This is a genomic window from Paraclostridium dentum (assembly GCF_012922555.1).
In the GTDB taxonomy this organism is placed as follows: domain Bacteria; phylum Bacillota; class Clostridia; order Peptostreptococcales; family Peptostreptococcaceae; genus Paraclostridium; species Paraclostridium dentum.
This window is the reverse complement of the sequence record NZ_WIPK01000010.1, coordinates 60,551-86,843: the sequence shown is the minus strand read 5'-3', so window position 1 is coordinate 86,843 and position 26,293 is coordinate 60,551. Positions and strand designations below refer to the sequence as shown.

The window sequence follows — 26,293 nt, the reverse complement described above, 5'->3', positions numbered from 1 at the left end:
TATAACATGCACTCTTTTGATAATAAGTTGTAAAAAAATATATATGCTATGTTTTTATTATATCATCTACCTTTGTATTATTAAAAATTCAAATATCTTATAGTATTTATTTAAATTTTTAATGTATTTAAGTACTAAATCAATTGTATAATCATTCATTACATTTCTAATCCCTTACTTCTTTTCTACGAACTTATTACCTTCTAACCTATAATTAAATAGCCAAAATAAGAAGCCTACATCTATCCCTAAACAGTTACTTATAGTTTTTACATCATAATACTCTAACATCTCATTTACTACATCTACCCTTTCCTTTAAACACATATTATTAAACTGACTTGTAGTTACATACTCATCTAAATTTAAATTGTTCATTTACATCACTCCCCCATACATTCTGCACATACAAATTTTAGCTTTTTCGCCAACAAATTATATATATGCTAACTAAAAAAAATTATGATATATAATTTTATATAAAAGGTTGTCCAAAATATTTTATAAAAATATCCTATATTAATTTGGATTATAAATTGCTTTCAAAAATCAGCCTTGAAATTTACTATTCACAACATAAAAATTTAATATATAGGATATATATAAGTAATTCATTTTAAATAAAAGATACTTTAAATTACTAGCATTAAACTCTATTTTAAAGAAATTCAATAACAAATGGTGTAACAAATTATATAACAAATATATTTTATATTTGTTATATAATTTGTTACACCATTTTAATAAGAAATTGTAAATGTATTTTAGTATTATACTAAAAGGATTCAATAACCACGTCTTAAACCCTTCTTTTCCATATACAATAAACCAAAACAACCAATATCCAATAGCAGCCAACATTCCTAAAATATCATTCTTTGTTGTATTAGATACAGATATCAATGAAAATAAAATAGTGTTTATAACCCCTAACATCAATAGTATTGCATATGATATATTAAGACCTAGTCTTCTTTGCATTTCACCTGAAATATTTTTAAATTTCTTATTACGTTGATCTGTTAAATTTACATAATCCATTATGACCAAGTAATCCAAGTATTTCACCTTGATTTACTTTAAATAAAACATTGTCTAAGGCTTTACTCCCTGATTTACAATACCTTTTAGTTAAGTTTTTTATTTCAATCATTATACTCCTCCTAATTCCTTATTTATTGCCTATTAAGTCCTTTATACTTAGGTAGTCTTGCGTATTTATTTACCCTATGATAAATACAAATTATACCGCCAACAATAACAACAACTGTAGAGATAATTATTATTGATTCCTTTATATCTAATAGATAATTTATATAGCTTAGCACAACTAAAATTACTCCTTGAATCATAAGAATTGAGCCAACAATGTCACAAAGTTTGCTTTTATCATATCTATCGAGATTAATTCCGCTTATAATATAAGCCAGTTTATGCTTTTTAACTAATCTGCCTAATGTTATTCCTATCAAACCTATCATTAAAGTTATAAAACTATCAAACATACTCCTAATTCTCCTATTTATTTTCTATTTTAAAAGGGTGTTACATTATAAGCACACATGCTTATAATGTAACACCCTTAATTTTAACTTTCTATAAATCAGTACCAGTAGCACCTATTTGGGTACAAGAGGTATAATAATTTTCATAACAAATCTATTTTCACTATAATCTATAACTACTTCTCCACTATATTTAGCAACTGAACTTTTTACACTTTTTATTCCTAATCCATGTAAATATGTATCTTTCTTATCTGTTTTTATATGCTTTTCTCTTATATTTACTTTATTTTGCTTAGTATTTTCAATTCTTATAACAAAGAAATCATTTACTATTGTTCCTCTTAAAATAATCTCTTTTTGCATATCTTTTATCTTCTCACAAGCCTCTATGGCATTATCTAATATATTTGAAAATATACTACAAACATCTATTGTATCTATGAAATCACAAGTTCCAAAGTTATTTATATCTATTAATAGTTTTATATCACTTTCTTTACAAGTTTTACTCTTTTCATTTAATATAATATCTAAAATTATATTTCCTGTATTAAAGCTGTTATCGTATTTATCTAACTCACTTTCTATGCTACTTATATAGTTTGTTGCATCATTATTGATTTGTGCAACACCTTTTATACATGCAATGTGGTTTTTAATATCATGATGTAACTGCCTAACTTTCATATGATCTTCTTGTACACTTACATAATGAGTATATTGCATTTTCATCTTTTCTTTTATTAAGTTTCCTTCTGCTATAATCCTATTATCAATGATAGTTTTTCTTATATATAAGATTAAGCATATATTAGAAAGAACTAATAAAAATGATATTATCATCAACTCTTTATTAGTTAGTACATAAACATTTTTTACTTCAATAACATATTTGTATATAACTAAGAATAAGAGTATATTAGTTATTATTGGTATAAAAATATATCCAATATCTCTCTTTGAAATATCTAGAGTTATTTTAATTTTACAATAACAGATAGCTGCTAATACAAGTATCCCTTTGGCTAAAATAATAACTTGTAATCTGTATACATTTAGACCCATTATAATATCCATTGAATCTAAGTTATTTATACATACTATAAAACTCATACTAAATGCATCTATTCCTAACAATATCATCCAGTAAAGCAGTGATACTATTGATACTTTAATAATCTTTTCACCACAAATATATTTATAGAACATAGTGGTTATACATATTGATATAATTACTCTGAGATTTGGAAATATACCTACTAAGTTCATAAATATCGCAAATAAAATTACTATAAATAATGCAGTATTAACCTTAAATTTAGATACTCTAGCAGTACTTGTGTGAAGTAATACTTTTCTTAAAACAAACCACTCTAAAGCTATTATAAAAACCGTAATTATAGTCCATATATAAGTATTGCTTAACATAATATATCTCCTAACATGTGAGCTAAGCTAATTTTCAGAGCTTTTAATTTATACCTGCTTACAGGTATTTCATATTTATCTATAATAACTAAATTATCTTTTTCCCTTAAAGCTTTAACTTTCTTTAAATTTATCAAATAACTTTTATGACATCTAAAGAAATTCTTTTTATTCAAACTATCTTCTATACTTTTCATACTAGTTTTGAATACCTGCTTTCCTTCTTTAGTATTAATAGTTATTTCTTTTCTTAGCACTTCAACATGCAGTATATCATTTATTTGTATAATAGAAGTTTGCGATTTATCTTTTATAGCTATTGTATCTTTCTTGTTTACTAATTCTTCGATACAAGTCTTCGTATGCTTTAAAATACATTCATATTCCAATGGTTTTAACAAATACCTATATGCTTTAACCTCATACCCCTCATGTATGTAATCAAGTATTGCTGTTGTAAATACTATTTCTACATTTCTATCAAATTCTCTTATTTTTCTTGCAGCATCCATTCCTGTTAATTTATCCATTTGTATATCTAGAAATAATATATCTATTTTATCTGGATAATTATTTAAAAGCTCCTCTCCTGAACTAAACTCAGTAAGTGAGTATTCCAGTCCTAATTCATTGAATATTTGTTGTAAGTAAGTAGCTAATAACTTCTTTTGAATAACATCATCTTCGCAAATAACAATATAAAACATTCTCTATCCCCCAGTTAATTGTATTAAAATAAACCCCCACATATTTATAAAGAGCCATTTCATGTCACCCCTAAGGTCTCTTTTTCAAACGTTGAACTTGCCGCACTGATAAACCTAGTTTTTGAGCTATATCTTTATTTTTTAATCCTAGTTCTACCAACTCTTTAACCTTATTTATATTATCAACTTTTTCTTGTTCCCTTTTAGTTAACCCTTCTTCATTTCTTCTCTCTAACCTTCTTCTTTTATTATTTCTATAGTACTTTTCCTCTTTATTAATTATAGTTATCATATGCTTTTGCTCTCTTCACGTAATTCCTAATCGTTCAATTAAAGCAGTATTTTTATACCAATATCCTTCCTTGTCCATCATCCTTTTAGAGACTTTTTTAATCTCTCCATTTCTTAAACCTTGTTCATACTCTATAAACTTTTCAATAGCTTTTGAAATACACCTTAGAATAGCTTGTACTTCGGTATGTTTAAGAGGTTCTTTAAAAGAATTATTTAACTTAATAACTTCATTTTTAAGTTCATCTAGATTTCTAGTATATATTCCTTTCCAATATGAATAACAATGAATAATCATATTTCTATAACCTTTCATATCAAAGTTTCTGAGTTTACATAAGGTTTGTAAATCACAGGCTCTTTGCATATGCAAGCTATATGAATTAAAGAATCTATTTGAAATGACTTTATTGCCTTGTCCTTTAGTGTCTTGTCCTTTAGTGTCTTGAATCTATAGTTGATATGATTTAGGATTATAATTTAAATACTTATCTCTTAATTCATACATAGTATATTCGAGCTCATCATCTATATATAAAACTTCGCAGTTTAATTGGTTCTTAGAATTTATAGTTCCTGGTAATCTAAGGACCCTAGCACTATCTGTAGCTTTTTTATCTGCGCCTAAATGTTTCAGGTTGTAATATATGTAATCTTCTAGTTCTTGCCATGTATTTAAAGCTCCATATGGAGCATTTTTTATTCTCCAGTATAAATGAATACCTCTTCCGCTGTCTGTTACCATAGTTGGCTTTGGTATTTTACCTTCATAGTATAACTCCCAAACCAAATACACAGTTTCAGCTTTTTCTAAACCTACGTTTTGACAATCTATATCTTGAAATAAAGATCTAAACTGTCTTATATTTTTTACCCTTCTCTTTGGAATGTACATTGTGTTTGGCGCACAAATACATGATTTTCTTCATGAAGCACTTCTACAATGTCTCTTAACTCCTCATTCCTAGTATTATATATTTCAATAGTTCTTTTAGTTGAATCTGTATTAGAACTTTCTTTATTTTCTTCATTGTTTAACTTTAAAATCTGTATATACCCATCTGTGCTATCATCGTATAAATGATCACAAAACTCTTTCATCCCCATAAAAAAAGCTCCTATATTTTTAGTAAATCGAATAATATCTTAAAGATTTAATCAATACTAAGGATAAGGAGAGCTCGTCGTCTCGCAACGTTTTGTGTTACTATTCTATTATTAATAATTAAAAAGTCTCTGATGAGAGTTCTCTCTTATCTAGAGTGTTTCTTAAGTCAGGAGTAAGTCTGAAAACTAGTGTATCCTGACTTTTTCTCATTTAAATATCGATTTCTTTAATTAAATTTTAACATAAATCGATATTTTCGTATATAAAATATGAGTTTATTATATTTTCGTATTTTTAGACACTAAAATCTATATAAAATATGAGTAATTGTAAATACGTTTATAAAATAAAGCCATTGTAATTAGTATATATGGATAAAAAACAATTGAGCATATACCTATAATGCCAAGGAATATCATCATTATAGTCGTACTAATTATGTTCCCTACGCATAAATAAATTAAAAATAATCCTAATAATATAAATACCATAGGTAAAAAACTAAAAATTAGTTTAAATGATTTAAATCTATTTTTTTTCATTATTTTTCTATAAGTTTTATAAATATCTCTAGTTTTAAATTCATTTTCTCCATCTAAGGCAATAAATGATAGCGAAAATATATTAGCATATATTATGAAGTTTATAGTACATAAAAATATAAAAAAAGATAGATTTTCTATTACCCCTAAGGTAACTGATATACCACCCAGTGAAAAAACAGATGCTATTGTAATCAAAAATACCACCGTCAATGCTACTCTAGATATATTTAAAATTACATACCATACAATTTGGATTAATATTGCTATTAATTTCGAATATAGATAATTAGATATTTTATTTAGTCTTAGCTTAATAGAATTTAGACTAAAAGTATTATTTTCCACAAGTTCTAGTGCTATTGATACTGCTATAAATTCAGGAATTAATGAAGATATTGTAAAAGAAATGCCTACACTTATGATATTTACTGTTGCATTGTATAATGCATAAGCCTTATTATCTAGATTTAATGACTTCATAATCACTTGTATAAAATCTTTAACTAAAGGATTTATCAAAAAAAATATTCCTAGTAATAGAATAATTATACCTGAAAACACTTTTAATATTTCATGTTTATTTTCTTTTATAATTTCTTTTGCACTCAACCTTAATGCTTTATTATTCAACGTTCTTTCCCCCATTTGTGTTTTAATAGTATGAATATAACCCCAATATATTATATCACTATGACTTATAACTTAATAGATTTTAAATACCAATTATTGACAAATTAAAAATGAAAATATATCCTTACTCTATGATTAGAATTAAAACTTATTAAATATAAATAAAATTTATAAAAGGGAGTAATTTAGAATGAGATCAAAGAAAAGGTATTTCCCAATAATTATTGTGGTTATTATTTTTGCGTTTTTCATGTTTAATAGGTCAAATACTATTAATAATAATATTGCTGATGTTGAAGAATTGTCTAATGTATCTACTAACTTACAGGATTCAGAAGATATATTACTACTAGACTCAAGTAAAGTATATGAAAAAGATGATTCAAAGAATATCCCAATGGAAAATGATCCTAACGACGTTGTACATATTGATAAAGAAGATATATACACAATAGAAAATTTATTTAAAAATACAGATCTTACGCTATCGACTCGACATGAGTTTTTAAATTTGGTTAGAACAAAAAATAAAAGTATTTATACAAAAACTAAATATCAAATAATGGCAGATATTCCAGGGGATGTTAAAAAATTATATTTAGGTCGTGGTTATATCCTTGATGATGGAACATTTTATCAAGCCTTTTCTAAAGGTGCAGATTCTATCTATGCTAAAGGTAAGTTTACAAAAGATGAAATGAAAGTAATTGAAGGTATTTATCAAAGAACTATTGAAAAAAAATCATAAAATATAAGCTACATAAGTTTTAAAATATAATAATTAATACTTATGTAGCAGTTTTACAAAACTATTTGAGTTCTGTCTTCAACTTCTATTAGAATACAATTACTTAGAACTCTCCCAATTTGAATTTATTTCTACTCTTGGAAATGTTATTCCTGATACTGTATTTAAGTCACTATGTTTAACATTATTTTCTAGAGGTTTATAAGGGTGTATGTAACAAACATAGAAAATAAAATCTTCTGTACCGTATTTAGCATAAGTTGCACCGTGATCTTTCATATATTTACTTTCAATTTCTTTAATTCCATCTGGTAAGATATTTTTTACATATTCTTTTGCCTCTTCCATTGTTTTAATAGCATTATCTTGACTATCATAAATACATGCGTTATACATTTTATCTTTCACTTCACTTAAACTATCGTTGAAACTAATTTTATTAACAGTATCTTTGTTTGTATTATGTTCGGTGCTAATTTTTTTAGAATCATCTTCTTTACTTGTGTTTTCAACCTTACTACATCCTAATGTAAATATACACACTAAAAATGTAAGCCCTAGTACTAATCTTTTTTTTATCATAATTTCCCCACTCCTTTATACTGACAATACAATTAATACTAATTATACCAGAGGATTATTTTAAAATAAAATTTCAATTCACTTGAGAGTCTACATCTGTTGCAACATCACCTAGCACTTCTTTTATTGCTAATAATAAGTTTTTCAGAAATTTATTAATTTTTTGTAAAAAAAAAGAGCACATAGAGTAAATGTAGTTCTAATTTATGTACTCTCTCTTTTATTAACAACACATATAAAATGTTTATTGTCCATTAACTTTGAATATGCAAATGAACAAATATTTTTTTATTGGTTAAATAAAAAAATCATAAGGAATTTAATAACATGCACTTCTTTGATAAATAAGTTGTAAACAATGTATATAAGTGTATCTATTTGCTCTGAAACCATTATATCATCTACCTTTGCATATATAAAAATTCAAATATGTAATAGTATTTATTTAAATTTTTAATATGTAGAATCTGTAGAGTTTAATGTCCTAAAAATGATCAGATAGTAATGTGTATAACTAATTATTGTTTATATATAATTGGAATTTTTAGTTATTCATATTATACTTATAGTTATTCCAATATATTTGGGCTATACATAGTTCAATAATTTATGCCTACATACTTACAATGACAACATATATTCTTTTATAAATATGTTGAAAATATATGTTACAGATTGATATAAGACTGATTTAAATCAATTTACAAAGAGTCTAAATAATGATATTGAAATAATATGTTAGAAATTCGAACTATTTTATATAAAAATAGATCTTATTAAAGGTATAATATCATGTACAATCAGAGAATAAAAACTACAAAATTAATTATATAATGCTTTAGACAAATACAGGAACAATAACTACTATTTTAGAAAAGGATGATTTATGAAAAAATATGATTATAAACAAATAGAAAAATTAGTTATTAAAGCGCAAAGTGGAGATAATGAAGCCTTAGAAGAGTTGTACAGTAAAACATATAAAAATGTATATTTTTATGTATTATCTATTTTAAAAAATGATACGTTAGCAGAAGATATATCTCAAGATGTATTTTTAATTGTAATGAAGTCTATAAATGATCTTAAAAATCCCAAATTGTTTATAGCTTGGGTCAAAAAAATTGCATATAATAGGTGTCTTCAAGAAATCAATTCTTCTAAAAAGCTTGCATACTGCAATTATGAAGATACCTTAAAAAATGATAATTTCTCTGAAGTTGATAATGTGATAGAACATACATATGAAAAGAAAGAAAAAAACACGTATCTTGTATCTTTAATAGACAAGTTATCATTGCAGCACAAGAATTTAATACTGTTTAAATATTATGAAGGCTTAAAAAGTGAAGAAATAGCATTTATAATGGATATGCCTCTAGGAACAGTAAAAAGCGGACTGCATTATGCAAAGAAAAAACTAAAATCTATGTATTTAAGTGATAATTTCTACGGAATGATTTTTATTCCAAGTATATCAAAATCATTAAATATCCATTATTATAATACTACAAAGAACATTGCAATTCCTGCTCTTACTAAAAATACATATTTATCCCAAAGTGCAGCTGCAAGTACAAACTATTTAGGAGCATCAAGTAAAATAAATATAGGCAATAAATTCAAATTTATAGCCGTATCCTCAACAATTGTAACTTCGGGTATTTTATTAACTACTATAGGAATAAATCCAAACATAAAATCTATATCTTATAATGATAGTAAATATATAAATAAAGATTTAGAACTGGAAATTACATTGAACAACTCTACATTTTTAAATGAAATATACATATTAGATAGCAATGGAAATAAGATTTATAGCAGTAAATCAAAACATAATAAAGTTTCAGCAGTTATAACAGAAAATGGATCTTATGAAATATATACTAAATCTATTTTTAACAAAACAAATAAAAAAGATATAGATGTTAATTGTATCGATAAAACAAAACCTCAAATTATAGATTATAAATATAATGAAGAGGAAATAGTTATAAACGTAACTGATGATTTATCAAATATAGATTATGCTAAATCCTATATAACTGATGTAAATGGAAATAAAGTTGAAATATTTTCAAATGAAATTAAAAATGAAATTAAGTTAAAAACAAGTAAATACAACACTGACTTTACATTGTATTTGTATGATAATGCTGACAATTTATCTAAATACTTGATTAATATAAAGTTTAAATAATAAATATTTAATATTATGGAAATTGACTTTAATGTAAAATGATTATTATATTTAGAGAAAAATACTATGTAAAATAGTATTTTTTTTTAAGAATTTGAACCTTTTTAATAAAACTCTACCTTATTAATTAGTATATAAATTTTTTTAAGTTGAAGACACAAAAGTAAGGGTATATAAATATAACATTGTAATAAGGAGACATCTTAAATGAAAAACAAGCAAATTAAAAAAGCAGTAGCAGGTGCAATGGCTACAACGATATTAATGAACCCAATGCCTCTAAGTATTTATGCAGATGAAATTAAACCAGATGTATCAACTGAAGATACTAACAACGTAGAAACTAATCCAGCAACAAACGATACAAATGAAATCACAAATAATCCAACTGAAAAAGAGAATACAGATATCGAAGTTAATAATGTTGAGGAAAAAGATAAACTCCCAATACCAGAAGTTACATCGGAAAATAATAAAGAATCAGATAAAGATGAAAAAACTGCATATAGAAATAGATATAGATTTAAAACTAGTTACTCTGATAATAAATATGGACATTTACACTATAATTTATCTACAGGAGAAGATATTCATACAAATTGGCACTTCGCTTTAACTGATGGGATGCTTAGTGAATACTCTTATACATTTACAAACTATACTGAAGAAGGTGAAAAGTATGTAGAATTTACTAAACTACCAGAAATAAAAGAAGATTCACAAGGTGCTTTCACTCTTGAATATTCAACTGACGGTATTTCATTTTCTGCCGATGTTCCAGAGTTAAAGAATCTTGTAGCTTTTAGAGTAACTTTAAAATCTACTATTTCAGGCCGTGAAAATCCTAAATTAAATGTTGAATATGCTTTTAAACCAATTAATATTCCTAAAGACTTTGTAAACACTGAACAGCTTATTATAGGAGGCTATCAAACAAATAAATACGGAGATACTTGGGTTTCTGATACAAATCCAAATATGATTTATTTTTATGAAAGCACACTAAACCATGCTCCTGTGATACATGCAGAAGATAAAACGATAGAAGTTGGAGATAAATTTAACCCAATGGATGGGGTTAGTGCTACTGATAAAGAAGATGGTAATATCACTAAAGATATTGAAGTTATAGAAAATACAGTAGATACAAGCAAAGCTGGTAAATATAAAGTTGTATATAAAGTAACTGATAGTAAAGGAGCTACAACCACTAAATACATAACTGTAACTGTAAAGCTTAAAGACTTAACGTTAAATAATATCCCTGTGATACACGTAGAAAATAAAACTATCAAAGTTGGAGATAAATTTAATCCAATGTATGGAGTTAGTGCTACTGATAAAGAAGATGGTAATATCACTAAAGATATTAAAGTTATAAAAAATACAGTAAATACAAGTGAAGTTGGTAAATATAAAGTTGTATATAAAGTAACTGATAGTAAAGGGGCTACAACTATTAAGTCTATAGTAGTAACAGTAAGAAGTAATGACAAACCAATAATAAGTGGTGCTGATGATACTAGTATAAAAGAAGGAACGTCATTTGATCCAATGGATAGAGTTACCGCTATTGACACTGAAGACGGTAATATAACAAAGCATATCAAAGTTATTGGAAATGTGAATACTAACAAACCTGGAAAATACGAACTAACGTATAAAGTAACTGATAAGGACGGAAATTCTACTACTGTTAAAAGAACTATAATTGTAAATTCTAAAGAATTACATGTAAATAATTTACCTGTGATACATGCAGAAGATAAAACGATAGAAGTTGGAGACAAGTTTAATCCAATGACAGGGGTTACAGCCTATGATGAAGAAGATGGCAATATAACTAAAGATATTAAAGTTATAGAAAACACAGTAAACACAAGTAAAGCTGGTACATATAAAGTTGTATATAAAGTAACTGATAGCAACGGAGCTGCAACTACTAAATCTATAACTGAAATTGTAAAAAGCAATGATAAACCAGTAATAAGTGGAGCTGATAGTACTAGTATAAAAGAAGGAAATTCATTTGATTCAATGAAAGGAGTTACTGCTACTGACAAAGAAGATGGTAATATAACAAAGCATATCAAAGTTACCGGAAGCGTAGATACTAATAAACCTGGAACATACGAACTAACATATACTGTAAATGATAAAAATAGAAATTCTACTACTGTTAAGAGAACTATAACGGTAAGCCCTAAAGATGCAGATACGAGTAATTTACCTGAAATAAATGAAGATAATAAAACTCCAAATGTTGGAGATACTGTTAATTCAACAGATAGACCTGGTGGTACTGATACAAAACCGACTATGGATAAACCTAATTCATCTAAAGAACATAAAAAGACATTAGAAGTAACTATTTCTAGTTTAGATGATAATAAGGAGGTGCTTAGTTCAAATCCTAAAACAATAGATATGGGTATAAAAGCATTCTTATTTGTAGGTGCAGTATCTGCATTCGGACTGTTTTTAAATAAACGAAATAAATATAGAAAATAATATTGAAGGAGTATAAAATACATGTATGTTGAGCTACTTATCAATATTATTAAAGAATTAAATAAAGATAAAGACTTTTAATTTAAAGTACTTCGGTTTACCAAAAAACTGTATTAAAATATTAACTTATTTTAATACAGCTTTTTTTTAGCTTTATACGCTTGACAATTATAGTTGTCATAAGCTATAGTTAATATTGACAAATATAGTTGTCATATTGACAATAAAAATAGTCAGGAGGGGTTATATGCCATTAAATAATCGCTTGAAAGAATATCGAGCTAAGATTAATGTAAATCAGACTGAGATGGGAGTATTAGTTGGCGTATCTAGACAGACCATAAGCCAAATTGAGAGAGGGGATTACTCTCCGTCAGTTACTTTAGCATTAAAAATAGCAAAGATTTTTAATGTAAGTGTAGAGGATATTTTTAGTTATGAGGAGGATGGGGTTAATGAGTAATAAATGTATCGATGAAATTAAAAAAGAGGATAAGAAAGCTTTTAAAAGTTTTATAATCATAATGATAATATCTGGCATTATTGGTGGTTTTGTTGGAGGTTTTCTTGGTGGTATGTCTGACAATCTAAAACAAATTTTAGGTGAAAATTTATCTAATTCGTTAGTAAATATTCTTCAAGAGATTACGCCATTTGCAAGTCTTATCCTTTCAATATTAGTGATAATAGTAGGTAAAATAATATATACTGATTCACTAAAAGGGTATGAATTATGGAAAAAATCAAATGAAGATGACACTACTATCGATAAAATTGGAGAAAATTTATCTTATTTAAAGCTACTAACTTCTATAAATACCATTCTTGGATTTTTATTCTTTGGATTAGGTGTTATTTTAACGCCCTTCCATGGTGCAAATGGTGAGATAAATATTGTAAATATTGTTTGCTTTTCTATAGGTTTTATAATATCTATGATGTCTTCTATATTGATTCATAAAAAAATAATTAATTTAGAAAAAGAAATGAATCCATTATTAAAAGGTAGCATATACGACATGAATTTTTCTAAAAAATGGATAGATAGTTGTGACGAATCTATAAAATTAGGGATATTTAAAAGTGCTTATAAAGCATATGTATCTGTATCTAAAACATGTATTATACTTTGGGTATTTTGTATTATAGGCCACGTTTTATGGAACTTTGGTATTATTCCTATAGTAATAGTAACTATTATATGGCTAGTTCAAACAATTTCTTATTGTTTAGAATCAATTAAATACTCAAAGGCACAATAAGGATTCGTATATTATAATATAAAAATTGCAATTTCCAATTTATTACAGTATGGTTACACAAATGAAAAAGTATCGAAAGAAAATACCTTTCGTGTTAGAATTTGGTAAAACAAGTTTTTACTAAAGGGGTAATGGGCATGGACGATAAAAATAAGATAGAAAAACTTACTAGAATAAGATGGAAAACTTTTAATTTATTTGGATGGCTTTTCGGAGCAGCAGCAATGACATTGTATATGTCTATAGGCAAAAAAGTTCCTGGATGGTTGTTAATATCTTTAGGAGTTGTAATACTTTTACTAGTCATTCAATCTTTATACATTGTCTATTGCAAAAAGGCTATTTCTCATAAATAAATGATAAAAATAGTTTCTAAATAAAAAACTGTCTTAAAATATTAACTTATTTTAAGACAGTTTTTTCTATTTCTTTATTTTATTTTTTATATTGTTTAAAATTAGATTTACTTCATCTACTTTTAAAAGAATTATGCATATACCATAAGTTAATGCCCCACATCCCACTGATCCACCTAATGAAATAATATCATATACCTTTTCAGCAGTTAATTTTTTCTCTAAGGCAGCAGGTAAAATTTTATGTAATAAATCTGGCAATACTCCATCTAATAAAGCAGGTACCGCCTCATTTAAGAAATTATATACAAATAGTGTTACAACAGCCATCAATAATGCTGATACAATTGATTTTATTAAAACGATTATAATTGATTTGCCGCCAAATGGTCCAATTTTTTTCCTTAAACTTATAAATAATAATATTATGGTAACTATTGCAGAAATACTAGTTGCGAAAGCCAACCCTGCATGTTGCATATTTGTATATCTTACAAATAGTAAGTTTAATACTATATTTAATACAATAGTAATTATCCCATTTACCATAGGTGTTGTTGTATCTTGCAATGAGTAAAACACCTTTCCAAGGATATCTCTAAGACCAAATCCTATGATCCCTATTGAATAAAATACTACTGCTATTGCTGTCATTTGTGTAGATTTCGCATCAAATGCACCTCTTTGGAAAAGTACTTTAACTATTGGAGTTGCAAGTATCATAGCCCCTATTGATATGGGTATTAGTAAAAGTATAACTGTGTTTACTGATGCTTTTATAGCTTTGTAAAATTCCTCTTTATTGTTTTGTGTTGTTAATTTAGCTAATAGTGGATACACAACAGAAGAAATTGATACTATAAACATACCCATTGCAAATGAATTCAATTTAGCTGCATAATCTAGTGCTGATATACTTCCTTCAGCGAGATTAGATGCTATTGTCCTATCTACAATAGTGCTAACTTGATTCACTGCAACCCCTATTAAAACAGGTATTACAAGCCATAGCATTTTCCTTAAATATTTATCATTAAAGTTAACAAATAAGCTATATTTAAATCCTCTTTTTTTAGCAAATGGTAGCTGGAATAAGAATTGTAAAAATAATCCTATTAAAGCTCCCCAAGGAAGTAAATGTATACTTATTATTGAACTCAAAACTATAGATGTTATAACTATAATATTATTTGGCACACTCATAAGCCCAGGTATTACAAAGTTTCCTTTTACCTGAAGGTAAGCCGTCATAATATAACTCATTCCTAAAAATGCTAATCCTATTATCATAATTCTAGTAAAGTATACTGTTTGAGCAAATATCTCACCTTTAAATCCCATTGCAAATACATGTACAATTTGAGGTGTAAATATCAATCCTAATATAGAAAATGCCATACAAATTAAAATAACTGTATTTAATACGTTATTTGTAAATTTGTTTGCTTCCTTTTCTCCATTATTCTTAAGTACCTCTTGATATAAAGGTATAAACGCTGTATCTAAAGATGTTCCTACTGCTGCGAATATAACTACCGGTATAGTCATAGATATTTTGAACACATCACTTATCCCCTGTGTTCCGTATACTCCAGCTAGAGTTAATTCTCTTCCAAATCCCAATACTTTTGCTATTAACGTAGCTATCATCAATCCTATCGTTGTTTTTGCTACCTTTGACATAAATATTTCTCCTTTTTTAAACTTATATAAGTTTAAATTAAAACATTAAATAACTCTGTTTTTTAAATTTATATAAGCTTTTTATTTATATAGTTTCACTTTAAAAAGGTTAAATTTATAACTATATAATTTACCAGAATTATATTATACATCTTTTTATGGCTTTTCAAGTTACAACTTTTACATTTATTTCCATTTGACTAAATCGTGAAATATTCTCTCTAATTGAAATTACTACATTAGTTAAGTTATCAATTCCTTTTATAAGGCTTCATATTCCTTAACTCTTCTATAAAATGTATTACTCTTTAATCCTAGCATTTCCATAGCTTTTACAGCAGTAATTTGTCCTGATTTCCATTCTTTATAAACTTCTTCGAATTTTTCCCCGGGATCTATTTTACGTCTACCAAACTTAATACCTTTTTCTCTTGCTATTTTGATACCTTCTCTTTGTCTTTCTTTAGTTCTAAGTCTTTCGTCCTCTGCCATATAACTTAAAAGTTGAAGAATTATATCTGATATTAAATTTTCTAATCCGTTCATGTCTTTGTATTTAGTAGTATCTAAAAGTGGCATATCTAAAATTACTATATCTACTTTTTTAACTTTAACTAATTCATTCCATTCATCTAATATCATTTGTTTATTTCTTCCAAGTCGGTCTAGCGATTTTATGTATAGTACATCCCCTTCTCTGAGCATCCTTTTTAAAAGTTGGTACTCAGGTCTTTTAAAATCTTTTCCACTGGCAACTTCTAAAAATATATAACTTTCATCAATTCCTAATTTTTTTGCTTCTACAATTTGTCTTTCTAAAGTTTGGTCTTTTGTACTTATCCTTGCATAAAAAAATTTTCTCATACAGGTTTATCCTTTCAAGTGTCATTTTCTCTTTCAATAAGTATACTATCATTTTGAAATGTTGCAAATATAAAATTGTTTAATTTTTGAAATAAAATAACTTTTAAAAAGCAAGTATGTCAAAAAGTAGACTTTTTGACATGCTTATTTTTTAAAAAAATCAGTTGAAAAACTTTAAGGTTTATTTAAGGTTAACTTTAAGATGTCTTAAACTTCAGCATGTATAATAATATCGTACCAAGGAGAAAGGAGAAACTAGATGTTAAACTGGGAAATTAAAAAAATATTAAAAGACAAATCAATTATAGTAGCACTTATATTAATGATAGTATCCATATTAATAATAAGTATTTTTAAACCATTACTAGAAACACAAAATGAGTATTTTGATGAATCAAAGAAAAAAATTGTAATAGATAACAGGAGCAAAGAGGAAATTGCAAATGAAAAATTAGGTATTAAAAAAGAAATGATACAGTCAATCATATACTCACCAGATAGTGATAAAACATTAAAATCTATATCAGAAGAAAAACTTAATTTAGATAATGGACACAAGTATGAAAATGTAGACTTTTATAAGGTATTTACAGAAAGAGTAGATTTTTCTGCATCAATCATTATTATGATGATAATTATTGTTATGCTAATATCAAATCTCTATACAGATGAGGTAGTAGCTAATGTTTCACCAATAATTTTATCATCCAAACAAAGAAATAAGGCACTATACTCTAAAATAATAATAGCTATATTACTACCAATAGTAGTATATAGCGTGTATATAGGTGCTACATGGCTAATAACATATATACAATATGGAGCCCCTTTAAACGGTAACTTACAATCTTATAGAATAATTGATGCAGCAATGATTGCTAAACCAATGACTATAAATCAATATGCTTTATCAAAAATAATAACTACAACACTTATACTTTTAGGAGTATCCACAGTATCTTTACTGGTTTCGTTCCTAAGTGACAACTCAGTAAAATCAATAAGTCTGTCTGCTGGGTTTATCGCAATTGGAAAAATACTTACAAAGTTTAATTTCTTACCAAAAGAGATACTTTCACTTTTGGGGCAAGGAAACTATATTGATGTAATTACAGGACCTATTAAAATACTTGGTTTTTATAATGGACAGATAGATATTCTATCGAAAACAGTGGATATATCAAATTTAATAATAATGATATATGCATTAATAGTGATAATTGGACTATTAGGATGTATTTATACTATAAAAAAAGTTTTAACTAAATAGGAGGTAACTATAATGAATAAATTAGAAATGATAAATGTAACAAAATCATACAAGCATAAAAATGCAAATGAAAATATAAACCTAGTATTAGAAAGTGGAGTATATGGACTTTTAGGACCAAATGGTGCAGGAAAATCTACTTTAATGAAACAAATAGTAACAGTAACTAGCCCTACAAGTGGAAAAATACTATACAATGGGAAGGATATAAAAAGCTTAGATGATAGGTATAGAGCTATAGTTGGTTACTTACCTCAGGACTTTGATGCGTACAAAAATTTTAAGGCAAAAGACTTCTTAATGTATATGGCAGCGCTTAAAGGAATGGATAAACAAACTAGTAAAAAAAGAGTTGATGAATTATTAAAACTAGTTGGACTTTCTGAAGTTTCAAATAAGTTAGTTTCAAAATTCTCAGGTGGTATGAAAAGAAGAGTAGGTATTGCACAAGCTCTTTTAAATAACCCTAAAGTACTAATACTAGATGAGCCAACTGCAGGACTTGATCCTCAAGAAAGAACAAGATTTAGAAACTTATTATCTCAAATAGGCAGAGATACAATAGTTATACTTTCAACTCATATAATATCTGATATTGAATCTGTTGCTAAAGAAACTATAATGATAAAAGATGGTCAGGTATTGCTTCAAGGAACACATAAAGAAATATTAAACGGTATGGAAGGTAAGGTTTATAGCTTAGATACTAATGATGAAGGTTTAGTATCTAAAATACAAAGTAAATATAAAGTAGTTAGTATAAATCGTGGAATAGAGAATATAAGTATAAGATTTATAAGTGAAACTAAGCCAAATTATGAAAATATAGAAATAATAGAGCCAAAGTTTGAAGATGTATATATGTTTTACTTTGATTTAGAAGATGCTAGGGAGGTATAGAAATGTTTAATTTAATAAAATGGGAAATTAAAAAGAATTTAAGACCTGGGGTACTTATAACTTGGGCATTAGGATTAGCATTAGCATTTCATGGTGTTTTTACTAACTTTGGTATAAATGAGGCTTATTCAGCTTTATTTAGTAAATACTATTTACTAATGGCTCCAATTATGGGAATTATAATGTTTACAATGTTCTCTGGAAGTTTTGTTCGTGAATATAATTCTAATGTAGATGGATTGATAAAAGCTAGTAAAAATGGTAGAAATAAATTAGTTTTAGCCAAGTTTTTAGCAAATGGAATATGTGCAAGTATCATAAATTTATCTATACTTATGATTATGCTTGGAAGAATTATGTCTGCATTTAAATTTAAAGGACTTGCTTGGCCATTAAAAAACTTATGGTATTTTGGTAATAGCGGTTCTAATATTACAATATTACAAATGTTATTAATAGTTAGTTTAACTGTAATACTAGGATCATTTGTATTTACAGCAATAGGTTTATACCTTTCATCTATAAGCAAAAGAGCTACTATGCCATTTATACTTGGTGGACTTACAATGGGGATACCATATTTTATAGCATTCATAGGTAAAAAAGAAGTAATATTTAGTTTATTGCTAAATGGAATGTACTCTCAATTACTTGTAAGATATGCTCTTTCAGTTGGTTATTGGGTAGCGTTTATAGCAATAGCGTTAATATTAATTGTTGGTTTATATAATTTAACTAAAAAAAGATTTTTAAAAGAAATATAATCTAAGAGAGAAAAGTTTTTACTTTTCTCTTTTTTGGTATACTAAATATAAGCAAAACTATGGAGGATGACATGGATACAAATATAAAAAGTAAAAAAATACTTATAGTAGATGATGAAATTGAATTATTAAATTTATTAAAACTAGTATTAACAAAAGAAGGATTTGAAAACATATATACTGCACAAAATGGAAAAGATGCGATAGATTTATTTGAAGATATTAACCCTGATTTAGCAATTTTAGATGTAATGCTGCCAGATATGGAAGGCTATGATATATGTAAGATAATAAGAAAAACATCTAATATTCCAATATTGTTTTTATCTGCAAGGGGAGAAGAATTAAATAGAATAATGGGGCTTGCAATTGGAGCAGATGATTATATAACGAAGCCTTTTAGTCCAATGGAAATAACTCTTAGAGTAAAAATTCAACTTACAAAATCCATTATGATAAATAATAATACCCCTAATAATAAAGAAAATTTAATTACAAAGACATTTGAAATAGATGAAGAAAAAATGGAAGTAAGAAAAAATGGACAGGTTATAGAATTGAAACCAAAAGAATATAAAATGTTTTTGTATATGTTAAAACACAAAAATCAAATAATAAGTAAAGAAAGATTTTATAATGAAGTTTGGGGAGAAGACTTTTTTGGATTTGAAAATACAATAATGGTTCATATTAGAAAACTTAGAGAAAAAATAGAAGAAGATCCATCCAAACCTGAATATATATTAACTGTAAAAGGATTAGGATATAAGTTGCAAGTAGAGGATGAATAATTATGAAAATAAAATTAACTTTAAGATATGTTTTGAGTGTAGCGATAGTTGCCGTGCTTGTAGTAACAATCAATATAGGTATGGCTTTTTTATTAATAAATAATCAAAGCAAAAATGATCAAAGTAAATATGGTACTAATTACAAAATAACGAACTTTGTTAGGAATTTTGAAAACTATATCGACTTAGGTAAAGATAATAAATTATATATAAATAATAATGGTAAAAACTTGATAGACAAGTCAAACTCTTGGGTTCAAATATTAAATGAAGATAATAGAGAAGTATACAGTTATCATAAACCTAAAGAAATTAAAGATAAGCATACAACTATAGAAATAATAAATGGATATAAATATGCTGGTGGACTTGGCGATACTTCACAAATATTAGCTGGATATAAGAATATAAATAATGTTACATACACATATTTAATTGGATTTCCTAGTAATATTCTAGAAAAGCATATATTTATTACAGCCCCAGATATTGCTAGTAAATCTATAAAACTAGGAATACAAGCAATAATACTAGTAGATTTTATAATAGCAATAATATTTGGTTATATATTTAGTAAAGGTCTTACTAAACCTGTAAAAAATATAATAAATAGTGTAGATCACTTATATGATGGAAATTATGAAATTTATTTTAAAGAAAAAGGACTCTATATAAATGTGTTAAAAAAACTAAACATTTTATCATATAAGCTAAAAGAAAATGAATTAGAACGAAAAAAGATAGATAAAATGAGAGATGAGTGGGTAGCCAATATTTCACATGATATAAAAACACCCCTTTCATCAATAAGTGGATATGCAGAGTTTTTAGAACAAGATTATGATTTTTCACGTGATGATATAAAGTCTTATGCAAGTATAATACATAATAAGTCTAATTATATTAAGGAACTAGTTGATGACCTAAACTTGAACATACAGCTTAAAAATAATATATCTATATTAAAAAAAGAGGAAGTAAACATAGTAAGTTTTGTAAAAGACTCAGTTATAGACATATTAAATGATTCCAAATATAGTAAAGTAGATATTAGGTTTGAATGTAGTGAAGATAAAATATTTATAGATATAGATAAATTTCTTATAAAAAGAGTTTTAAATAATTTAATATACAATGCATTAGTTCATAATGATGAAAATATAAGTATAGTTGTGAGCGTGTATAAAAATGACAAAACTTTTATATCAATTAGTGATAATGGCAAGGGAATAAGTGAGAAAGATTTAGAGAATATATTTAATAGATACTATAGAGGCACAAATACTGGAGAATCTCATAAGGGTTCAGGATTGGGTATGTCTATAGCTAAAGAAATTGTAAATGCTCATAATGGTGATATCACAATTAATAGCATCTTGGGAAAAGGAACGGATATTAAAATCACGTTGTAAATTATATTGACCTTTAGAATTTATTAAATGATTTTAAACAAAAATGGAGGGAAATCCCCTCCATTTTTTATTACTTAGTGCCTATTATTAAATTGTTATTTAGCTTGTTAACTTGGTTTATATCAACATTCCCTAATCTTAATTTTCAACAACAAAATAAACTTTACTCTAATAGTTCGCATAGTTATATAATTTAAAACTTACTTCTTATAAATTTAATATGTCTATTTTTTCTTTTTATATATTATGCTGTTAAAAGATGTATTATCCTTTGAAAAATTACATACAGCTGAGTTAATCCATATCTATTTAAAATAAATATTAACATTGAACAAAAAATTAATATAACAGTAATTCCTAAAACGCTTCTCTTGTTTATTTCCATATGATCTCCCTCTTTATAAAAGTAAACTAAGAATACACTTACCTTACTTTAATTTTGCTTTTAGATATTTTCTACATCCAACATTATAAATCTCATAAAGTGAAACCCCCAAGTGAAATATACAATGTTAAAATTTTACAATTAATATTATTACATTGTATACAACAGACTTTCAATGTAATTCATAATTCAAATTATTTCAAAGTTCGACAACTTCCATTCTCATCGTGAAAGCTCATTAGCATTAATCCTAGCAATATGCTGAAGGATATTTGTTGAAATTTTATTATCAAATATTTTTACATCAATTAAATGAAATCCTAATGTTAATAAAAATATTAAAGTTAAAAGTCTGTGATATTTAATCCAATTCCCTTGTTTTCTTAGTATTTTTCTAGCCATCCAGCTTACCCCAAGAGTTATACTTATAACCCAACATATTGTTCCTGTATTTAGGCTTATTACTGATTCACCTGAAAATATCCCATGTATAACCCCTATTATTACAAGTGATATCCCCATTAGTTTGTGAGTATTTGCCATATATTTATTTAACTTTTTTAATTCATTTGTGTAAGTTTTACTTTTTTTCATTCCTATTCTAACAACGAATTTACATGTTAATATTAATCCAAATGCTAATGATAACCATGCAAATCCCTCATTTAGAATTTTATGTATTATGTCCATATATTAATTCCTCCGTTGCACTATTGTATGCTAGTTGTATCTTTTCTCTAATGATTAAATACTACTCCTAAAAGGTTAATTCTACATTAAATCATAATTAGGTTAACATTAAAGATATTATTATTTAAAGCAGCAACTAAAGTTTATACTTTTGAAATACTATACAATAAAAAAGCCAAGTTTGTAGGCTCAAACTTGACTTTTTTATTATCTAAATATCATTGTAACAATTCAGTTGTAATTGTCTTAATTTTAAATCCATATATATTTATTTAAACTATTTTGGATTTTTTAACACTGTTGTATATATATAATTATATAAATTAGCATGTCTTAATTCATCTGTTAATATATTAAATACATTATCTCTATAGTATAAATTTGGCATTCCATTCATTATTTCTCTATATCTTTTAACAGCATTTAGTTCTCCATTAAGAGCTTTAAGTATACCTTCTGTAAAATTTTTAGGTGGTATAAACTCAGTTTCTTCTGGCTTTGCATCTAATCCAGTTAATTGTTTATACATTATCTTAAATTTTTTATTATGAGATATTTCATCTTCTCTTATTGATTCAATAGTATCTTTTATAGATTTTGATTCTTCTTGAGTTAAACTATCTGTAGGTATATTGTTTATTAACCATTCATAGAAAAGTGCATCTGACTTTTCACCTTCTACAGATTGTTGCATTAAATTTAGCGATTGCATAAATGATTTTGATGTTGGGTAATTATAATTAAACAACTAAAACGCCTCCCTTAAAATCATACATTTCTATATATCTTATTCAGGATATGACAATAGTGTTCTTTGTTTTACATACAACTTATAAAATCCTACCCATCTCTCTATTTTTTATCATAATAAGGCTCAATATGAACTATAACTTGAGCCCTTTTATTAATTTTTTCTTTTATAATCTCCTCAATATCGTGAGTTAGCTTATGAGAATCTTCTAATGTAATTTTAGGTTCAACTAAAATATGCATATCAATATAAACATTATTTTCGCTACCTCTACTTCTTATATTATGAACTCCCTTTATAGATTCAAATTTTTTAATCACTTTCTTTATGTCATCTTCATCTATTACTGCTGTATCAACTAATACATCAATAGTTGATTTAAATACTTCATACGATGCGTGAAGTATAAACCCTGCAACAATTAAAGATGCTATTGGGTTAATTATAGCTGGAAGGCCAAGTTTCACACCTACTAATGTCATTAAAACTCCTATAGATACAAAAATATCACTCTTTGTGTGAAGTGAGTTGGAAACAAGAATATAACTATTTAATTTTTTACCTATTCTATATTCATAAGTACATACAAGTATATTAATTATCAATGTAATAACTAAAACTATTAAACTAGCCATAGTTATAGTTGGTTCAACTGGATTTTTAATTAAGGATATGTATATAAGAGTTAATTTTATACAAAAGTTTAAAAAATAGATAATCAAAATAACTATTCTGATGAGGAATATCTAATTAATCAATCTCAAATGGTATATGATTGCGCATTTGAAAAACTAATAAATATATATAAAAAATGCATTTATAAAATAGCATTTTTATATGTAAAAATAAGCACAATGCTTTAGATGATAAGTTATTATTTTAAATAAAGTTAATGACCTTAAAATCGAAATAAATAAATTTCAAAGTTATTTTTACTATATACCTTTAAATGTGTTTTAAAAGTATTCTTCTTAATTTACAATACCTACCAATAAAATATTCATAGCCTTATTAAGAAGTATGATTTAAAATATAATTACTGACTAAATAAAAGGAGCCTCGTTTATGAAAAATTATATCAACACTAACATTCCTAATTTCAAAATTAGATTTGCAACAAAAGAAGATAATAACTTAATCCTTACATTTATTAAAGAATTAGCAGATTATGAAAATCTATTAAATGAAGTAGTTGCAACAGAAGAAATATTATATGAATCTTTATTTGTTAAGAAACAAGCTGAAGTAATAATAGGTGAATATAATAATGAACCAGTTGGATTTGCATTGTTTTTCCATAACTTCTCTACATTCTTAGGTAAAGCTAATTTATACTTGGAAGATTTATATGTAAGACCGAGTATGAGAGGTCTTGGAGCTGGAAAGGCATTACTTTCAGCTTTGGGTAAAATAGCTATAGATAGAGACTGTGGTAGATTGGATTGGTGGTGTCTTGATTGGAATAAATCTTCTATAGAATTCTATAAAAAAATGGGAGCAATTCCTATGGATGAATGGACTGTTTATAGAGTCGAGAACCAATCTCTTATCGATTTAGCCAATGGGCTAAATGAGTAACTATTTTATTTTCAATATAAACTATTTATTTAATATTCTTTAAACTTCACTTTAGAGACTAGTTAAATATTTAGAATAAAGTTAAAGCCCTTAAAATCTAAATAAATAGATTTTAAGGGCTTTTTTACTAGATATCTTTAAGTATATTTTAGTAAGTATTATTTTTTATAATAATCACAAAAACAACTGCTTTAGTAGTTATTTTGTTAAACTCTAAGTATATATAAACTAGGAATTCTTTTAAAAGTTTAAGTTAAAATCAATAATTATTTTACGAAGGGGTAAATTTAATGAAAAAGGTAATTACAGCTATTTTACTATGTATGTTTTGTATTTGTATAAGTGGATGTAGTAAGGATAATCAAAAAACAACTTGGAATATGAGATCTATTCAAGATAATAATGGAGAAGTTATTTATTGTTCAAATAAAAGTAAAGATGCTTTTCCAAATGCTATTGTCAAAGATATTGTCTGCATTTTACAAGGTTCTTCTGTTACTATTACAGATAAAAGTAGCGACAATAAATGGATTGGAAACTGTACAAAAAGGGATTCTTCTCAAGATATTTACGAAGTAATATTTGATAATAATAAAAAAGGTATTTTAAGTAAAAGTATTACTAAATATTCAGATACCACAAAGGAGAATACATTGGTCATTTCCTGCGAGGGCTACACATTGTATTTTACTGAAAATACAGATGAAACAAATTGAGATTAAATTAGTAATTACTATATAATATAGGTAAATTTGAATTTTAAAAGGGGAGTTGTAAATTGGTAGAATATAAAAATAGAGAAGAATTAATTTTAGAAATTTCAAATCGTTCAAAATTATTCATAGAAGAATTTAATGGTATTAATGAAAAAGATAAAGATAAATTAATTGATGGAGTAGATAAAACTCCAGCTCAAATGATCGCCTATCAATTAGGATGGATGAATCTTATTCTTGATTGGGAAAGTAAAGAGCAGCAGGGGATTGATGTTGTAACCCCAACCCCAGACTATAAATGGAATAATCTTGGTAGTTTATATGAAAGTTTCTATAAGAAGTATGATGTATATACTCTAACAGAATTATGTAATATGTTTGTAGAGACAGAAAAGAAAATTATTCAATTGATAAATACATATACAGATATTGAATTGTTTCAACAAGGAGGAAGAAAATGGTCATCATCAACACCTTCAAATTGGCCAATATGGAAATGGATTCATATAAATACTGTTGCACCTTTCAAGTCATTTAGGACAAAAATACGAAAGTGGAAAAAACTGCAACAACAATAAAGTTAATCCTCTTAGAATCCAAATTAATGTAT

General features: G+C 26.1%; 31 protein-coding genes. 14 read left to right on the top strand and 17 right to left on the bottom strand.

All coding sequences use genetic code 11. The annotated features are described in order from the left end of the window. Nucleotides 1-174: 174 nt before the first annotated feature. The 10 genes from GFJ41_RS13895 to GFJ41_RS13865 all read right to left on the bottom strand — a co-directional run bounded on the left by GFJ41_RS13895 (nucleotide 175) and on the right by GFJ41_RS13865 (nucleotide 6,217). Nucleotides 175-378: a hypothetical protein gene (locus GFJ41_RS13895; protein ID WP_035117289.1), complete on the bottom strand. Its 204-nt coding sequence runs from the start codon at nucleotides 376-378 to the stop codon at nucleotides 175-177. 631 nt (nucleotides 379-1,009) lie between these two features. Then, a complete protein-coding gene (locus tag GFJ41_RS13890) occupies nucleotides 1,010-1,153 on the bottom strand; it encodes a hypothetical protein (protein ID WP_170075649.1) in 144 nt (47 codons plus the stop codon). 22 nt (nucleotides 1,154-1,175) lie between these two features. Continuing rightward, nucleotides 1,176-1,505, bottom strand: a complete 330-nt coding sequence (locus tag GFJ41_RS13885; RefSeq protein WP_170075648.1) for a DUF3784 domain-containing protein — start codon at nucleotides 1,503-1,505, stop codon at nucleotides 1,176-1,178. A 114-nt stretch (nucleotides 1,506-1,619) separates the two neighbouring features. Then, nucleotides 1,620-2,936, bottom strand: coding sequence for a sensor histidine kinase (locus tag GFJ41_RS13880; RefSeq protein ID WP_170075647.1), 1,317 nt, complete (start codon nucleotides 2,934-2,936; stop codon nucleotides 1,620-1,622). Next, nucleotides 2,930-3,643: a LytR/AlgR family response regulator transcription factor gene (locus tag GFJ41_RS13875; RefSeq protein WP_170075646.1), complete on the bottom strand. Its 714-nt coding sequence runs from the start codon at nucleotides 3,641-3,643 to the stop codon at nucleotides 2,930-2,932. Before GFJ41_RS13875 ends, GFJ41_RS13880 begins: the two co-directional genes overlap by 7 nt. A gap of 70 nt (nucleotides 3,644-3,713) precedes the next feature. After that, the gene (locus GFJ41_RS18755; RefSeq protein WP_226890266.1) at nucleotides 3,714-3,935 is read right to left on the bottom strand and encodes a helix-turn-helix domain-containing protein; all 222 of its coding nucleotides are present in this window, start codon (nucleotides 3,933-3,935) and stop codon (nucleotides 3,714-3,716) included. A 15-nt stretch (nucleotides 3,936-3,950) separates the two neighbouring features. Further along, entirely contained in the window at nucleotides 3,951-4,301 is a 351-nt protein-coding gene (locus GFJ41_RS18750) for a hypothetical protein (RefSeq protein ID WP_226890265.1), read from the bottom strand. Between the two features lie 84 nt (nucleotides 4,302-4,385). After that, nucleotides 4,386-4,829 carry a hypothetical protein gene (locus tag GFJ41_RS18745; protein ID WP_226890264.1) on the bottom strand — a complete coding sequence of 148 codons (444 nt, stop codon included), beginning with the start codon at nucleotides 4,827-4,829 and terminating at the stop codon, nucleotides 4,386-4,388. Next, a complete protein-coding gene (locus tag GFJ41_RS18740) occupies nucleotides 4,805-5,041 on the bottom strand; it encodes a hypothetical protein (RefSeq protein ID WP_226890263.1) in 237 nt (78 codons plus the stop codon). The genes GFJ41_RS18745 and GFJ41_RS18740 overlap by 25 nt, the downstream gene beginning before the upstream one ends. A gap of 309 nt (nucleotides 5,042-5,350) precedes the next feature. Then, complete coding sequence (locus tag GFJ41_RS13865; protein ID WP_170075645.1) at nucleotides 5,351-6,217, bottom strand: hypothetical protein; 867 nt, start codon at nucleotides 6,215-6,217, stop codon at nucleotides 5,351-5,353. A gap of 250 nt (nucleotides 6,218-6,467) precedes the next feature. Here GFJ41_RS13865 and GFJ41_RS13860 point away from each other — a divergent pair, with 250 nt between their 5' ends. Beyond that, nucleotides 6,468-6,965, top strand: a complete 498-nt coding sequence (locus GFJ41_RS13860) for a hypothetical protein (RefSeq protein WP_206001560.1) — start codon at nucleotides 6,468-6,470, stop codon at nucleotides 6,963-6,965. A 99-nt stretch (nucleotides 6,966-7,064) separates the two neighbouring features. Here the strand turns inward: GFJ41_RS13860 and GFJ41_RS13855 are convergent, their stop codons facing one another. Next, nucleotides 7,065-7,547 carry a hypothetical protein gene (locus GFJ41_RS13855; protein WP_170075643.1) on the bottom strand — a complete coding sequence of 161 codons (483 nt, stop codon included), beginning with the start codon at nucleotides 7,545-7,547 and terminating at the stop codon, nucleotides 7,065-7,067. An 886-nt stretch (nucleotides 7,548-8,433) separates the two neighbouring features. Here GFJ41_RS13855 and GFJ41_RS13850 point away from each other — a divergent pair. From GFJ41_RS13850 to GFJ41_RS13830, 5 genes are all read left to right on the top strand, one after another. Further along, nucleotides 8,434-9,750 carry an RNA polymerase sigma factor gene (locus GFJ41_RS13850; protein ID WP_170075642.1) on the top strand — a complete coding sequence of 439 codons (1,317 nt, stop codon included), beginning with the start codon at nucleotides 8,434-8,436 and terminating at the stop codon, nucleotides 9,748-9,750. Nucleotides 9,751-9,957: 207 nt separating this feature from the next. Then, complete coding sequence (locus tag GFJ41_RS18735) at nucleotides 9,958-12,261, top strand: DUF5011 domain-containing protein (RefSeq protein ID WP_170075641.1); 2,304 nt, start codon at nucleotides 9,958-9,960, stop codon at nucleotides 12,259-12,261. Between the two features lie 265 nt (nucleotides 12,262-12,526). Next, nucleotides 12,527-12,724, top strand: coding sequence for a helix-turn-helix transcriptional regulator (locus GFJ41_RS13840; protein WP_438943020.1), 198 nt, complete (start codon nucleotides 12,527-12,529; stop codon nucleotides 12,722-12,724). Further along, nucleotides 12,717-13,523 (top strand): DUF3169 family protein, encoded by an 807-nt coding sequence (locus tag GFJ41_RS13835; protein WP_170075640.1) that lies wholly within the window; start codon nucleotides 12,717-12,719, stop codon nucleotides 13,521-13,523. Before GFJ41_RS13840 ends, GFJ41_RS13835 begins: the two co-directional genes overlap by 8 nt. Before the next feature lie 137 nt (nucleotides 13,524-13,660). Next, complete coding sequence (locus GFJ41_RS13830) at nucleotides 13,661-13,879, top strand: hypothetical protein (RefSeq protein WP_170075639.1); 219 nt, start codon at nucleotides 13,661-13,663, stop codon at nucleotides 13,877-13,879. Between the two features lie 66 nt (nucleotides 13,880-13,945). Here the strand turns inward: GFJ41_RS13830 and murJ are convergent, their stop codons facing one another. Together murJ and GFJ41_RS13820 are read right to left on the bottom strand one after the other, a co-directional pair. Beyond that, nucleotides 13,946-15,562 (bottom strand): murein biosynthesis integral membrane protein MurJ, encoded by a 1,617-nt coding sequence (gene murJ, locus GFJ41_RS13825; protein WP_170075638.1) that lies wholly within the window; start codon nucleotides 15,560-15,562, stop codon nucleotides 13,946-13,948. Between the two features lie 261 nt (nucleotides 15,563-15,823). After that, complete coding sequence (locus GFJ41_RS13820; RefSeq protein ID WP_170075637.1) at nucleotides 15,824-16,426, bottom strand: recombinase family protein; 603 nt, start codon at nucleotides 16,424-16,426, stop codon at nucleotides 15,824-15,826. 259 nt (nucleotides 16,427-16,685) lie between these two features. Between GFJ41_RS13820 and GFJ41_RS13815 the strand changes: the two genes are divergently transcribed. The 5 genes from GFJ41_RS13815 to GFJ41_RS13795 all read left to right on the top strand — a co-directional run bounded on the left by GFJ41_RS13815 (nucleotide 16,686) and on the right by GFJ41_RS13795 (nucleotide 21,563). Further along, complete coding sequence (locus tag GFJ41_RS13815) at nucleotides 16,686-17,696, top strand: hypothetical protein (protein ID WP_170075636.1); 1,011 nt, start codon at nucleotides 16,686-16,688, stop codon at nucleotides 17,694-17,696. A 12-nt stretch (nucleotides 17,697-17,708) separates the two neighbouring features. Further along, a complete protein-coding gene (locus GFJ41_RS13810; RefSeq protein WP_170075635.1) occupies nucleotides 17,709-18,596 on the top strand; it encodes an ABC transporter ATP-binding protein in 888 nt (295 codons plus the stop codon). Nucleotides 18,597-18,598: 2 nt separating this feature from the next. Next, complete coding sequence (locus GFJ41_RS13805; protein WP_170075634.1) at nucleotides 18,599-19,360, top strand: ABC transporter permease; 762 nt, start codon at nucleotides 18,599-18,601, stop codon at nucleotides 19,358-19,360. 71 nt (nucleotides 19,361-19,431) lie between these two features. Further along, nucleotides 19,432-20,151 (top strand): response regulator transcription factor, encoded by a 720-nt coding sequence (locus GFJ41_RS13800; RefSeq protein WP_170075633.1) that lies wholly within the window; start codon nucleotides 19,432-19,434, stop codon nucleotides 20,149-20,151. Nucleotides 20,152-20,153: 2 nt separating this feature from the next. Further along, the gene (locus GFJ41_RS13795) at nucleotides 20,154-21,563 is read left to right on the top strand and encodes a HAMP domain-containing sensor histidine kinase (protein ID WP_170075632.1); all 1,410 of its coding nucleotides are present in this window, start codon (nucleotides 20,154-20,156) and stop codon (nucleotides 21,561-21,563) included. A gap of 244 nt (nucleotides 21,564-21,807) precedes the next feature. Here GFJ41_RS13795 and GFJ41_RS13790 read toward each other — a convergent pair whose 3' ends face one another. The 4 genes from GFJ41_RS13790 to GFJ41_RS13775 all read right to left on the bottom strand — a co-directional run bounded on the left by GFJ41_RS13790 (nucleotide 21,808) and on the right by GFJ41_RS13775 (nucleotide 24,111). Beyond that, a complete protein-coding gene (locus GFJ41_RS13790; RefSeq protein ID WP_170075631.1) occupies nucleotides 21,808-21,948 on the bottom strand; it encodes a hypothetical protein in 141 nt (46 codons plus the stop codon). 222 nt (nucleotides 21,949-22,170) lie between these two features. Continuing rightward, nucleotides 22,171-22,638, bottom strand: a complete 468-nt coding sequence (locus tag GFJ41_RS13785) for a hypothetical protein (protein WP_170075630.1) — start codon at nucleotides 22,636-22,638, stop codon at nucleotides 22,171-22,173. A gap of 277 nt (nucleotides 22,639-22,915) precedes the next feature. Continuing rightward, entirely contained in the window at nucleotides 22,916-23,386 is a 471-nt protein-coding gene (locus GFJ41_RS13780; protein WP_170075629.1) for a ferritin-like domain-containing protein, read from the bottom strand. A 104-nt stretch (nucleotides 23,387-23,490) separates the two neighbouring features. Next, nucleotides 23,491-24,111 (bottom strand): cation diffusion facilitator family transporter, encoded by a 621-nt coding sequence (locus GFJ41_RS13775; RefSeq protein ID WP_206001559.1) that lies wholly within the window; start codon nucleotides 24,109-24,111, stop codon nucleotides 23,491-23,493. A 343-nt stretch (nucleotides 24,112-24,454) separates the two neighbouring features. Here GFJ41_RS13775 and GFJ41_RS13770 point away from each other — a divergent pair, with 343 nt between their 5' ends. The 3 genes from GFJ41_RS13770 (at nucleotide 24,455) to GFJ41_RS13760 (ending at nucleotide 26,261) form a co-directional block, all read left to right on the top strand. Beyond that, nucleotides 24,455-24,967 carry a GNAT family N-acetyltransferase gene (locus tag GFJ41_RS13770; RefSeq protein WP_170075628.1) on the top strand — a complete coding sequence of 171 codons (513 nt, stop codon included), beginning with the start codon at nucleotides 24,455-24,457 and terminating at the stop codon, nucleotides 24,965-24,967. A 290-nt stretch (nucleotides 24,968-25,257) separates the two neighbouring features. Next, a complete protein-coding gene (locus GFJ41_RS13765) occupies nucleotides 25,258-25,683 on the top strand; it encodes a hypothetical protein (protein WP_170075627.1) in 426 nt (141 codons plus the stop codon). Nucleotides 25,684-25,745: 62 nt separating this feature from the next. Then, a complete protein-coding gene (locus GFJ41_RS13760) occupies nucleotides 25,746-26,261 on the top strand; it encodes a ClbS/DfsB family four-helix bundle protein (RefSeq protein ID WP_035117319.1) in 516 nt (171 codons plus the stop codon). Nucleotides 26,262-26,293 lie beyond the last annotated feature (32 nt).